The organism is Frankia nepalensis (genome assembly GCF_016786325.1).
In the GTDB taxonomy this organism is placed as follows: Bacteria; Actinomycetota; Actinomycetes; order Frankiales; family Frankiaceae; genus Pseudofrankia; species Pseudofrankia nepalensis.
In genome coordinates this window covers 24,767-37,460 of the sequence record NZ_JADWYU010000190.1, presented here as the reverse complement: position 1 = coordinate 37,460, position 12,694 = coordinate 24,767, and the positions used below count along the sequence as shown (strand labels likewise).

The 12,694-nt window shown below is 72.2% G+C and carries 11 protein-coding genes; 5 read left to right on the top strand and 6 right to left on the bottom strand.

Annotated features, from left to right (window positions below):
- Nucleotides 1-185, top strand: a 185-nt coding sequence (locus I6A81_RS44035; protein WP_238441567.1) for a hypothetical protein, incomplete at its 5' end; no start/stop codon positions are given.
- On the opposite strand, the gene I6A81_RS28830 is transcribed toward I6A81_RS44035, so the two are convergent.
- From I6A81_RS28830 to I6A81_RS28810, 5 genes are all read right to left on the bottom strand, one after another.
- Nucleotides 166-615: a cytidine deaminase gene (locus I6A81_RS28830; protein WP_203008351.1), complete on the bottom strand. Its 450-nt coding sequence runs from the start codon at nucleotides 613-615 to the stop codon at nucleotides 166-168. The two genes, I6A81_RS44035 and I6A81_RS28830, sit on opposite strands and share 20 nt — an antisense overlap.
- 163 nt (nucleotides 616-778) lie before the next feature.
- Nucleotides 779-2,197 (bottom strand): ABC transporter permease, encoded by a 1,419-nt coding sequence (locus tag I6A81_RS28825; RefSeq protein ID WP_307874989.1) that lies wholly within the window; start codon nucleotides 2,195-2,197, stop codon nucleotides 779-781.
- A complete protein-coding gene (locus tag I6A81_RS28820; RefSeq protein WP_203010365.1) occupies nucleotides 2,194-3,468 on the bottom strand; it encodes an ABC transporter permease in 1,275 nt (424 codons plus the stop codon). Before I6A81_RS28820 ends, I6A81_RS28825 begins: the two co-directional genes overlap by 4 nt.
- Nucleotides 3,465-5,093, bottom strand: a complete 1,629-nt coding sequence (locus I6A81_RS28815; RefSeq protein WP_203006944.1) for an ABC transporter ATP-binding protein — start codon at nucleotides 5,091-5,093, stop codon at nucleotides 3,465-3,467. Before I6A81_RS28815 ends, I6A81_RS28820 begins: the two co-directional genes overlap by 4 nt.
- Nucleotides 5,094-5,590: 497 nt before the next feature.
- Nucleotides 5,591-6,640, bottom strand: a complete 1,050-nt coding sequence (locus I6A81_RS28810) for a BMP family lipoprotein (protein ID WP_203004066.1) — start codon at nucleotides 6,638-6,640, stop codon at nucleotides 5,591-5,593.
- A 623-nt stretch (nucleotides 6,641-7,263) separates the two neighbouring features.
- On the opposite strand from I6A81_RS28810, the gene I6A81_RS28805 reads away from it, so the two are divergent.
- Nucleotides 7,264-8,220: a PfkB family carbohydrate kinase gene (locus I6A81_RS28805; RefSeq protein WP_203004065.1), complete on the top strand. Its 957-nt coding sequence runs from the start codon at nucleotides 7,264-7,266 to the stop codon at nucleotides 8,218-8,220.
- Nucleotides 8,221-8,366: 146 nt separating this feature from the next.
- On the opposite strand, the gene I6A81_RS28800 is transcribed toward I6A81_RS28805, so the two are convergent.
- Complete coding sequence (locus I6A81_RS28800; RefSeq protein WP_203004064.1) at nucleotides 8,367-8,942, bottom strand: TetR/AcrR family transcriptional regulator; 576 nt, start codon at nucleotides 8,940-8,942, stop codon at nucleotides 8,367-8,369.
- Nucleotides 8,943-9,059: 117 nt separating this feature from the next.
- On the opposite strand from I6A81_RS28800, the gene I6A81_RS28795 reads away from it, so the two are divergent.
- The 3 genes from I6A81_RS28795 (at nucleotide 9,060) to I6A81_RS28785 (ending at nucleotide 12,351) form a co-directional block, all read left to right on the top strand.
- Nucleotides 9,060-9,902 carry an SDR family oxidoreductase gene (locus tag I6A81_RS28795; RefSeq protein ID WP_203004063.1) on the top strand — a complete coding sequence of 281 codons (843 nt, stop codon included), beginning with the start codon at nucleotides 9,060-9,062 and terminating at the stop codon, nucleotides 9,900-9,902.
- Between the two features lie 1,122 nt (nucleotides 9,903-11,024).
- Nucleotides 11,025-11,264 carry a hypothetical protein gene (locus tag I6A81_RS28790; protein WP_203004062.1) on the top strand — a complete coding sequence of 80 codons (240 nt, stop codon included), beginning with the start codon at nucleotides 11,025-11,027 and terminating at the stop codon, nucleotides 11,262-11,264.
- Between the two features lie 847 nt (nucleotides 11,265-12,111).
- Nucleotides 12,112-12,351 (top strand): hypothetical protein, encoded by a 240-nt coding sequence (locus I6A81_RS28785; protein WP_203004061.1) that lies wholly within the window; start codon nucleotides 12,112-12,114, stop codon nucleotides 12,349-12,351.
- Nucleotides 12,352-12,694 lie beyond the last annotated feature (343 nt).

Sequence of the window (12,694 nt, the reverse complement as noted above, 5' to 3'; positions counted from 1 at the left end):
GGCCGACCTGCTCGCGCGCGAGCAGGTCGGCCAGCCGTCACCGACATGACCAGTGGTATGACCACCCGTTGGGGGCGTCGCCGCTGGGCGACATGTGCCGAGCCGGGCGGCCCCACCATCCCACCGGCGCCGGTCACGCCGAGGTCGAGCACATCCTCGGACCCCTCACGGCGACGTCTCCGTGAGAGGCGACGTCTCCGTGAGAAAGGCGCGCGCGTCCGGCAGCGCCTCCTCGATCGTCACCCGCCTGAAGGCGCCGTCCACGCCCCGGTAGATCAGGAGCGTGCCCGCCCGCGAGAACTCGGAGATGACCTGCCGGCAGCCGCCGCACGGCGCGCACGGCCCGCCCTTCGACTCGGCGACGGCGACCGCGACGATCTCCAGGGGTCCCCTGCCCTCGGTCACGGCCTTGATCACCGCCGCGCGCTCGGCGCACAGCGACATCGGGTATGACCGGTTCTCCACGTTGGCGCCCGAGTAGAACCGGCCGTCGCCGGTCAGGAGCGCCGCGCCGACCTGGAACATCGAGTACGGCGCGTAGGCGAACTCCGTGGCCTCCGTCGCCAGTCTCACGAGTTCGCCGACGACTTGCTCGTCGATCTGAGCACCGCTCACCACAGCCCCTTTGACCCTCGAAACGGCATCTCTCGCCGCGAAGAACACTCGGGTCCCGATCTTCCGGCTGGCCGAGTGTTCTTCGCGAGCTGCCGCGCCCGCTCCTGTCGATGTCGAGTGCTGGCATCCGGGCCGGGCCGGCCTTGGCGGGGCCGGCCCCGCGCTACTCCTCGCCGCGCCGGTAGACGAGGCCGTCCGCCTTCGGCGGCCGCAGCCGCTGCGAGGCGAAGGCCAGCACCAGCAGCGTGGTCACATACGGAGTGGCGGTGACGACCTGGCCGGGCAGCGAGTCGGTGCCGGCGTACCAGGCGGCCAGCCCGCCGGCGGCCACGAAGCACGCGATGGCCACCACGATCCGCCGACGCCCCCCGCGACCGCCGGCCTTCCCGGCCACGGCGCCGCCCTTGCCGCCCGCGTCACCGTTGCCGCCGCCCACGCTTCCGGGGCCACCGCCGGCTCCGAGGATCCCGAACCACCGCAGCAGCATGACCAGCCCGCCCGCGGCGAGCAGCACCGCGGCGACCAGCAGCAGCGCGTGCACGGCTGGCGCGTTCCGCAACTGCAGCGCGTCGGTGTAGCCGAAGAGCCCGGCGCCGGCGGCGAGCCCGCCGGGCCGCCAGTTGCCGAAGATCATCGATGCCAGGCCGATGTAGCCCCGGCCGCCGGTCTGGCCCTCCCGGTAGATGTTGGCCGCGACCTCGGCGAGGTAGGCCCCGCCGAAGCCGGCCAGCGCGCCGGAGACCACGACCGCCGCGTACTTGTACGCGTACACGTTGACGCCGAGCGTCTCCGCGGCGTGCGGCTCCTCACCGCACGAACGCAGCCGCAGCCCGAACGGGGTCCGCCACAGGATGACCGCGCTGAGCACCACCAGCGCGACCGCGATCAGCGTGAACAGCGAGACGTCGGTGAGCAGGCCGCGCAGCAGCCCGGCCAGGTCGGAGACGAGGAACCAGTGCCGGTTCTCGACCGGCCGCAGCGCCGACTCGATGCCGGGCACCGACACCCGCGCGACCGAGCCGATCGGCGGCGACTGCGACTGGCCGCCGCCCGGAGTGCCTTCGAGCAGCTCGGCGGCCAGGTACTTGGTGACACCCAGGCCGAGGATGTTGATGGCCACACCGCTGACGATGTGATCGACGCCGAAGGTGACCGTGGCGATCGCGTGCACCAGCCCGCCGATCGCGCCGAACAGGACGGCCGCGACCAGCCCGGCCCATGGCCCGTGCTCCCAGCCGATGCAGCCGGCCCCGAACGTGCCGAGGATCATCATGCCCTCGAGGCCGATGTTGACCACGCCGGCCCGCTCGGCCCACATGCCGCCGAGCGCGGCCATCGCGATCGGGACCGTGGCGCCGAGCGCGGCCGACACGGTGCCCGACGAGGTGAGCTGGTCGGCCCCGGACAGCACCCGGGCGAACGCCACGACGACGAGGACGCCGAACGCGACCCACAGCCAGCGCGGGCCCACGGCGCGGCGCCACGGCGGCGCCGGCGTGGAGCCCCGGCCCGACGCGGACGGCGTGCCGGGCCCGGAGGCCGGCGGCGGGGGCGGGGGAGCGGGGGTCAGGACCGTGGTCACGCGCCCACCTCCTGCGGCGTCGGCGGGACGGGTGGGACGGGGGCGGCCGGCGGCGTGCCGCCGGAGCCGGGGGGGCGCCCGGGCCCGCCCGGGTCACCCGGCGGTGCCCCCGGCGACCCGGGAGCGCCCGGCGACCCGGGTGCCCCCGGCGTGCCGGGGCCGCCGGGCGTCCCCGCCGCGCTCAGCCGCCGCGCGACCTCCCGCTGCTCGGCTCGCGTGCGCAGCCGCCGTACCAGCTCGTAGGCCACCACGACCGAGAGCACGATGACGCCCTGGGTGACCCGCACGATGTCCCGCGAGACGCCCTGGAGCTCCAGCGAGGTCGCCGCGTTGTCGAGGAAGCCGAACAGCAGCGCGCCGATCGCGATGCCGACGGGGTGGTTGCGGCCGAGCAGCGCGATCGCGATCCCGGTGAAGCCGAGCCCGGCGGGGAAGTCGATCGCGAACGTGTGCGACGCGCCGAGCAGTTGCGGCATGCCGACGAGCCCGGCGACCGCGCCGGACAGCAGCATCGCGATGATGATCATCCGGCCGACCCGCACGCCGCTGGACCTCGCCGCGTCCTCGCTGGTGCCGGCGGCCCGCAGGTCGAAGCCGAACCGGGTGCGCGAGAGCAGGAACCAGTAGCCGACCCCGACCACGACCGCGAGGATCGCCAGGCCGTAGACCCGCAGCGGCGAGTCCGGGACGAGCGAGATCCCGGGGACCTGCCCGGAGGCCGGGATGGTCTCGGTGCCGATGTTGTTCGAACCGGGGGTGCGCACCGCGAGCCGCCCCGGCGCCAGCAGGTAGGCGATCAGCGCGGTGGCGATGAAGTTCAGCATGATGGTCGAGATGACCTCGCTGACGCCGCGGTAGACCTTCAGCAGCGCCGCGACGGCGGCCCACAGCGCGCCCACGCCCATCGCGATGAGCAGCGTGACCGCGACGTGCAGGACCGGCGGCAGGCTGATCGCGGCCGCCGCGGCGGCCGCGAGGAGGGCGGCCAGCCGGTACTGCCCGTCGACGCCGATGTTGAACAGGTTCATCCGGAACCCGATCGCGACCGCGACCGCCGAGAAGTAGTACGTCACCGCCGAGTTGACCATCAGCGTCTGGGACCGTGGCCGCTCGGCGTACGTGACCATCGTGTCGAGGACGTCGAGCGGGTCGCTGCCGGAGCCGACCAGCACCAGCACCGTCACCGTGACCGCGGTGACCAGCGCCAGCAGCGGCGCGGCCAGCGCGGCGCCCACCGAGGTCAGCAGCTTCGTGGGGTTCGGCACCGTCACCGCTCCTCCCCGGGCTCCGCCGCGGACCCGGCGTCGCCGGTGTCCGGCCCGGCCGTGTCCGTGGCGGGTGCGGTGACCGTGTCCGTGGCGGTCGTGTCGGTGGCGGCCGAGTCTGTGGTGGGCGTGGCCGTGTCCGTGGTGGGCGTGGCTGTCACGCCGCTCATGCCGGACATCGCCGACCCCAGGTCCTCCGGGGTGACGCTGCCGGGGTCGGCCTCGGCGACGATCCGGCCGCGCAGGATGACCCGCAGCGTGTCGGACAGGCCGATCAGCTCGTCCAGGTCGGCGCTGACCAGCAGCACGGCCAGGCCTTCCCTGCGGGCCGCCCGCAGCTGGTCCCAGATCGCGGCCTGGGCGCCGACGTCCACCCCGCGGGTCGGATGCGCCGCGACCAGCAGCGTCGGGCTGCCGCGCATCTCCCGGCCGACGATCAGCTTCTGCTGGTTGCCGCCGGACAGCGCGCCGGCGGCGACCTCCACCGACGGGGTGCGCACGTCGTACTCGGCGACGATCCGGCGGGTGTCGGCCCGCGCCGGGGAAGGCGTCAGCAGGCCGGCGCGGGAGCACGGCGGCTGGGTCTGATGGCCGAGTACGCGGTTCTCCCACAGCGGGAAGTCGACGAGGATGCCGGAGCGGATCCGGTCCTCGGGCACGTAGGCCACGCCGGCCTCCCTGCGGCGTCGCGTCGGCCACGCGGTGACGTCGGTCCCGCCGAGCAGCACCCGGCCGGCGGCGGCGGGCCGGATGCCCATCACAGCCTCGATCAGCTCGGCCTGGCCGTTGCCCTCGACGCCGGCGATGCCGAGGATCTCCCCGCGCCGCACGATGAAGCTGACGTCGGTCACGGCCCGGCGGCCGTCCTCGGTGTCGACGGTCAGGCCCTCGACGGTCAGCGCCACCTCGTCGGTGACGGTGTCCTCCGAGGTCTCCGGCGAGGGCAGCTCGCTGCCGACCATCAGCTCGGCGAGCTGCCGCGTGGTGACCTCGGCCGGCCGCACGGTGCCGACGGTCGTCCCGCGCCGGATCACGGTGATGTCGTCGGCGACGGTGAGCACCTCGTCGAGCTTGTGCGAGATGAAGATGATGGACAGGCCCTCGTCGACGAGGTCCCGCAGCGCTCCGAACAGCTCGGTGACCTCCTGCGGGACGAGGACCGCGGTCGGCTCGTCGAGAATGAGGGTGCGCGCCCCCCGGTAGAGCACCTTGAGGATCTCGACCCGTTGCCGTTCGCCGATGCCCAGGTCACGGACGTAGGCGCCGGGCCGGATGTCGAGGCCGTAGCGGGTGGCGATCTCGTCGATGCGGGCCCGCGCCCGGCGGGAGTCGAGCAGGAACCGGCGCCAGCCACGCTGCCGCGGCTCCGCGCCGAGCACTACGTTCTCGAGCACGGTCAGGTTCTCGGCGAGCTTGAAATGCTGGTGCACCATGCCGATGCCGCGGGCGATCGCGTCCGACGGGCTGTGCAGGGTGACCTCCGCGCCGTCGACGAGGATCGTTCCCGAGTCGGGACGGTGCATCCCGTACAGCGTCTTCATCAGCGTCGACTTGCCTGCGCCGTTCTCACCGACCACCGCGTGCACGGAGCCGCGCCGGACGCGGATGGAGACGTCCCGGTTGGCGACCACGCCGGGGAAGGTCTTGGTGATGTCGCGGAGCTCGACGGCGAAGGCCGCCGGCTCGGTGCCGGTGGCGGTGGCGCTGGCGGTCTCGGCGGCGCTGGCGGTCTCGGCGGCCGTCACCTCGCCGTCGCCGGTGGCCGGCCCGGCGCCCGGCGCGCCGGTGTCGTCGGCAGCTGACGACTTCTTGCCCTCGGTGCCGATGGGAGACGCTCCTCGTGGGATGGAGGGAATGGGGGCGTGGGCTCCGGGCCGTGCCCGGCTGTCGCCGGACAGGCCCGGAACCCGTGCCCCGTGCTGCTCGCGCGGCCGTTCTGGCCGGATCGAGGTAGCGCCTCGACCGTTCAACGGGCCGCGCGAGCCCGGTCGCGTCGCGACCCGGGATCCGTTCGGTCCGGTGGCCAGGCCGGGGTGGCCCGACCGGAGCCGGCCGTGGCCAGTGCCCTGGCCACGGCCGGCCCGGCCAGCCCAACCGGGCTCACCAGGTGTTCGGCCCTACGGCCGGCTCAGCCGCCCACCTCGGTCGGGACGACGATCTCCCCGGAGATGATCTTCTTCTCGTAGTCCTCGGCGGTGGCGGTGAACGGCGCGACGATGCTGTTCGACGTCGAGAAGCCGACGCCGCCGGCCTCCAGGTCGTACACCTTCGCCCCGGTCAGCGGCTTGCCGTCGACGGACGACTTGATCATGTCGTAGACGGCGACGTCCACCTCCTTGAGCATCGAGGTGAGGATGACCGGCTGGACATCCGGCGCGGCACCCAGGTACTGGTCCGCGTCGACGCCGATGGCGAGCTTGCCGCCGGCCTTCGCGGCGGTGAACACACCGCCACCGGAACCGCCCGCCGCGTGGTACACGACGTCGGCGCCGCTGTCGTACATGCCGGCGGCCGCGGTCTGGCCCTTGGCCGGGTCGTTGAAGCCGGTGAAGTCCGGCGGCTGGGTCAGGTAGGTCACCTGGATCTGGATGTCCGGCTTGACCGCCTTCGCACCCGCCTCGTAGCCGGCCTGGAACTTGTGGATCAGCGGGGTCTCGACGCCGCCCACGAACCCGATGTTGTTCGTCTTCGACGCCTGCGCCGCGATCGCGCCGACGAGGAAGGAGCCCTGCTCCTCGGCGAAGGTCAGGCTGGCGACGTTCGGCTCGTCCACGAGCGTGGCGTCGTCGATGATCGCGAAGCTGACGTCCGGGTACTCGGGGGCCACCGCGGCGAGCGCCGTGGCGTAGGCGAAGCCGACCGCGATGATCGGGTTGTTGCCGGCGTCGGCGAGCTGCCGCAGCCGCTCCTCCTTCTGCGCGTCCGTCTCACCCTCGGCGGCCTCCAGCTCGGTGGCCTCGACACCGAACTCGTCGGAGGCCTTGTCGAGCCCCTCCGCCGCCGAGTCGTTGAAGGACTTGTCGCCCCGGCCGCCGATGTCGTACGCCAGGCCAACCTTGATCTCGCTGGCGGCGGCGGTGGTGCCACCGCCGGGCGCCGGGGTCTCGTCTCCGTCGTCACCACCACACGCACCGAGAACGAGCACCACCGCGCTGGCGGCCGCGACGAGTCCCGTCATCTTCCGGAAGCGGCCGAATCTCTGCACACGCCTGTCTGCGCGCAAGTAACCTGTCTCCCCTCCATTTGCCCCGGGCACTACGCCCGTTGGCGTCACCGCGTCGGCCCCTGCCCGGGAAGTGATCATCCAAATTTCCCCGGTTTGGGCGCAGTTGCTGGGAGGTTAGGAGTGGCACGTTTCACTTGCAATGCGTCTAGAGTTTCGGAGCCTCAGATGCCTGTAACGCTTGTGTTACATGGCCCGAAAGTGTTGGGTCGGGGCTGACGATGGCGTGACGGGGAGGGTTGCCGGTGGGCGGGCCCGTCGTCCGTTATCGGTCGTTCATCTCGTAGCAACGTGCCGTCCGGGCAGTCACCGGCCCGCGACCTCCCCGGTCGGACCGTCGCCCTGGCACGGCTCGCTACTTTGTCCTTCGCCCCCGACAACCGCCCAGCCAACTCGAGGAAGGGGAGGTCGACGACGATGCGCCGCCTCGCGTGCCGCCTGTCCGCTGCCTGCTCGCGGCGCCCGACCGGTCCCGGCCACGAGGATCGCGGGCCCGGTCGGGACCGCGCCGCCCGCCTCGAGGCCGGCCGCGCCGCGCTCGTCGCTCTGGCCGCCCCGGTCGTCGTCACCAGCCCGCGGTGACCCGGGCCGAACCCGTCGCGGCACCGCGACCGACGTCCGAGCTGCGGTTCGTCGTGGTCGGCGCTTACCACGTCGACTGTCTGATCAGCACCCCGCGCCTCCCGGACTGGGGTGACGACCTGCGCCCCGAGTCGATCCGGACGATCCCGGGCGGCAAGGGCCTGAACCAGTCCGTCACCCTCGCCCGGGCCGGCGCCCACGTCCAGGCCGTCGGTGTCCTTGGCGTCGACCCCGTCGGATCGTCGTTGCACGCGACCCTCGCCGCCGAGGGCGTCGACGTCACCATGATCACCCGGCACCCGACCGTGCCAACCCCGGCCTGTCTCGTGTTCACCGCCCCCGACGGCCGCAACGCCTTCGTCTGGCGTCCGCCCGACGAGTACGCCGTCACGCCCGAGGTCATCGCCCACGCGGAGAAGGCCATTCGCGACGCGGACGCCGTCCTGCTCACCTTCGAGGCCCCCGAGCCGATCTCCCGCGTCGCCGAGATCGCCCGCGCCGCGGGCACCACGGTCATCGTCAACCCGGCGCCGCGCCCAGCCGACCGCTCCCAGTTCGACGCCGTGCGCTGGGATCTCGTCGACGTCCTCATCCCGAACGAGGCCGAGGCACGCGCCCTCCTGCCCGACGACCACCCGGGCCGCGCCGGCCCCGCCGAGAAGCTCGCCGAAGCCGTCGGGGAGGCGCTCGCCGTCCCGCTGGTCTGCGTCACCCTGGCCGAACGTGGCTGCGCGGTCTACGACGGCGCGCGGACCCGCGCCTACCCGGCGCACCCCACCGAGGTCCTTGACACGACCGGCGCCAGCGACGTCTTCACCGCGATCTTCTCCGCCCACCACGTCGCGCGGGCGGACCAGGCCGAAGCCGTGCACCGGGCACAGGCCGCCGCCGCGCTGACCATCACCCGTCCCGGCGCCTACGAAGCCCTTCCCACCCGAGCCGACCTCGCGTGACGAGGCATCCTCGCGGAGACCCCGCGAGGGCGCTTCAGGTGGGCGCGCGCACCGCCCGTCCTCCGGCCGTCCGGTCGCCCAGCCGCGCGGTCGCTCAGCCGCGCGGTGACGCGGTCGCCCGGTGACGTGGTCCGCGCCGGACGTCGTCAGCCGGCGCCGCCCAGCACCAGGCGCACGACCAGATCGGCGTCGTCGACGGTGGGCGGTGCCTGGCGGGTGAGGACGCGGTAGAGCAGCGAGCCGATGAGCACGCTGGCGATCGTCGGGACCGGCGCGTCGGAGGCGAGCTGGCCCGCCCCGCGGGCGCGTTCGAGCCGGTCGCGCAGGAGTTGCTCGTGCGGCTGGGTGAAGCGCTCGAAGAGGACGTCGGCGACGGTGTGGTCGTCGGCGGTGGCCGCGGTGAGGGCGAGGATGAGGCCGGTGCCCTGCGCGGTCGTCAGGTGCTCGGTCCAGGCGCGCAGCCACCGGCGCAGATCGGTCTCGATGTCGCCGGTGTCGGGCAGGGGGGTCAGCGGCTGCGCGAGCCCGCCTTCGAGCGCGGCGTCGGCGACGACGGCGCCCTTCGATCCCCACCAGCGATAGATGGTCTGCTTGCCGACGCCCGCCCGGCCGGCGATGGCGTCGATCGTCAGCTGTTCGTAGCCGCCTTCGAGGAGCAGGTCGCGCGCCGCGTCGAGGATGGCCAGCCTCGACGTCTCGCTGCGCCGGCGCCCGCCTGTCATCCGCCCGAGTCTAGGAGAGGCCTGGGCCGGGCTGGGCGGGCACAGGATGGGCGGGCGGGAGGTGTACGCTGAGTTTCGAGAATGATCGTCTCGAAACTGGGTGTAGGGAGCTCGGGCATGCCGAACGAAGTACTGGTCGTCATCGGTACCGGCGGTATGGGTGTGGCCGTGGCCCGGCGGGTCGGCGCGGGCAGGACGGTGCTGCTGGCCGACTACGACGAGGCGGCGCTGAGCGCGGTCACCGAGACCCTCCGGGAGGAGGGCCAGCAGGTGACTCCCCAGGTCGTGGACGTGTCGTCCCGGGATTCCGTCTACGCGCTCGCGCGGGCCGCCCAAGCCCTCGGCCCGGTGCGGCACGTCGTGCACACCGCCGGCGTCTCGCCCACCCAGGCGCCGACCGAGGCGATCCTGAAGGTCGACCTGCTCGGCACCGCGCTCGTGCTCGACGCCTTCGCCGAGGTCATCGCGCCAGGCGGCGCCGGCGTGATCATCTCCAGCATGTCGAGCTACCTCGCGCCCCCGCCGGCCCGCGAGGTCGAGGCGCAGCTCGCCAACACCGCGACCGAGGACCTGCTGAACCTGCCGTTCACGGCGCCGGACGCGTTCGGGTCCGCCGGTTACGCGTACTCCTTCGCCAAGCGCGCCAACTGGCTGCGGGTCCGGGCCGCGAGCGTCGCCTGGGGCGCGCGCGGCGCGCGGGTCAACTCGATCAGCCCCGGAGTCATCTCCACGAAGATGGGACAGCAGGAGCTCGCGAGCGAGTCGGGCGCCGGCATGCGCGCCATGGTGGCGGCCTCGGGCACCGGCCGGCTCGGCTCGCCGGACGACATCGCGGCCGCGGCGCAGTTCCTCCTGTCGGACGCGGCCTCGTTCATCACCGGGATCGACCTGCTCGTCGACGGAGGCGCGGTCGCCGCCGTCTCGACGGGCCGCGTCGACCTGGCCGCCGCGCGGAGCTGAGCCCTCGCTCGCCAGCTTGCCGCTTCCGGACCCGGTCCCGGCCTCCGGCACCGCGCGGTCTCGGAGTTCGCGGGGTTCCGGTTTCCGCCGGAAATGATCATGCTCGGTGTCGCTGGTGCCTGGGGATCGCGCTGTCGTACCGGGATGTCGAGGAGTTGCTGGTCGAACGCGGCATCTCCCTCCGATCCGCCAACCGCAACTCCACCAGCAGGATCGATCTGTCCGCCACATCCTCCCCGGACTCGTCGGTCATGACATGCGCCGTCATGGTCATCGCTGGCTCCTCCGCCGCCCGCACCCCGACGGGCACCAGGCCGGCCTAGGCGCCGGACAGCTCCTACGAACCCATCGGTTCCCGGAACCCGCCGGCTATCTGCTCACGGATGACCGACATCGCACAGTCCGTGCCCGAGGTGCGACAGCATGCAGTTAGCCCTCCGTTGCCCTGCAAGCAGCCGAGTTGCAGCCCTACACCGATCGAGCGCCTTCACGCCCCGCTGGGTCGCCAAGACTCCGGCATGTTTGAGGTTGACCGGTATGCCGGGTCTGCCAGGTCGGACTGGTGGTGGGTGGTTCGCGGGAGTGGACACGGCTGGGCCACGTGTCGCGGTCAAAGGGACAGGCGCGTCCCTCGCCGTCTTCCGCGGCGCCGTCGTCAACGTCCTCCGCCGCGCCGGCTACCGCTACATCCCGCCCGGCCGCCGCGCCCACAAGACCGCCGCCGCCGCGCTCAACCTCCACGGCTTCCCGCGACAAGCCGGACAGAACGCAAACATGCCGGAGTCTTGCGAATGAATGTGCGCGCCGTCCGCACATGAGTCATATCGGACGGGACTTTCCCAGACCGGCTGGACTCGCGCCGCGCCGGGGGATCGGCGCAGATAAGAGGGGTCTTTCCCCGGGCAAGCCGGTCATGGAGCATCCATAAAACGGGCGCGCCTGGTTGGCGTCCGGCCTCCCGGGAAAAATGACGACGCGTGACCAGTCCGCCGTCGACCCTCGGTATCGCCTTCCATGGGGATTTCCGGCCAGGCGAATGGAAGGGAGATGATGGCGCGCTCGCCGCGCGGCCGTCTCCGGACGCCGCTCCCCCGTCTGGGGGACGAGATCCGATGTCACAGGATGGAGCTGTTCATGGCTACTACGTCGAAGTGCCGTCGCATGACGGCGGCCGCGATTCTGGCATTGCTGACCACCGCCGGTGTGGGAGTACCGACCGCCGCGACCGCCGCATCTCCCGCGCACTCCACCACCGCTATCACAAAGGACGCCTCGGACTACAGCGACGGCTACTGGGACGGCCTTTCCGACGGCTATGACGACGGCTGGTCCGCCGGATGCGACGCCTGTCTTGAATTCTAGTCCTGAGCGCTGACAGCGGCTGGCGCCCCGACTTTTGTCACGTTGATCACTCCGGCTAGATCCCGATCCTGTGATCCGCGAGGATGTCGGCGCTGGCGGTGAAAAGTGCGCACTAGCTGACGGCCCGGCCCCGCGCCGCTGCACCCTCGGCCGGATCCACCAGCCCCGCGTGGTCAACGTCTTTACCCACAGAGTGCCAACTCGCTCGCAGGCAGAGCCCTCCGGCGGCCGCCCGGCCTAACGGTCCGTGACGGCAAGATTGTCAAGGGCTGGTCGGGCGTGCGGTGCGCACTAGCCTGACAAAAGTCGGGTCAAAGGGACAGGCGCGTCCCTCGCCGTCTTCCGCGGCGCCGTCGTCAACGTCTTCCGCGGCGCCGTCGTCAACGTCCTCCGCCGCGCCGGCTACCGCTACATCCCGCCCGGCCGCCGCGCCCACAAGACCGCCGCCGCCGCGCTCAACCTCCACGGCTTCCCGCGACAAGCCGGACAGAACGCAAACATGCCGGAGTCTTGCGAATGAATGTGCGCGCCGTCCGCACATGAGTCATATCGGACGGGACTTTCCCAGACCGGCTGGACTCGCGCCGCGCCGGGGGATCGGCGCAGATAAGAGGGGTCTTTCCCCGGGCAAGCCGGTCATGGAGCATCCATAAAACGGGCGCGCCTGGTTGGCGTCCGGCCTCCCGGGAAAAATGACGACGCGTGACCAGTCCGCCGTCGACCCTCGGTATCGCCTTCCATGGGGATTTCCGGCCAGGCGAATGGAAGGGAGATGATGGCGCGCTCGCCGCGCGGCCGTCTCCGGACGCCGCTCCCCCGTCTGGGGGACGAGATCCGATGTCACAGGATGGAGCTGTTCATGGCTACTACGTCGAAGTGCCGTCGCATGACGGCGGCCGCGATTCTGGCATTGCTGACCACCGCCGGTGTGGGAGTACCGACCGCCGCGACCGCCGCATCTCCCGCGCACTCCACCACCGCTATCACAAAGGACGCCTCGGACTACAGCGACGGCTATTTGGACGGCTATTCCGACGGCTATGACATCGGCTGGTCCGCCGGATGCACCGACTGTGGTCAATTCTAGTCCTGAGCGCTGACAGCGGCTGGCGCCATGAGCACCAGCCGCTGCTTTCGATCAACGTGGTCACGCCGTCCTTCGTGATCCCCCCCCCGTGCCCTGCTATTACTCAACGACGGTGGCCGTGCCACGCGACGCGGCCGCTCTCCCGCGCCCGGTCTCCCGCGGGCAGCGCCTCAGCGGCGGTCCAGGGAGAACTCGAGGACCTGGGTGAGGCGGATGTTGTCCCGTCGCAGGTCGCGACCTGGCGGCGGAACCGGACGCGGTCCGCGCGGCTATAGGCGTCACCGGCCAGTTCGCCACGACGGTGGTGCCGCCGCTGGCCGCCAGCCCCAAGCGCAGCGCCCGC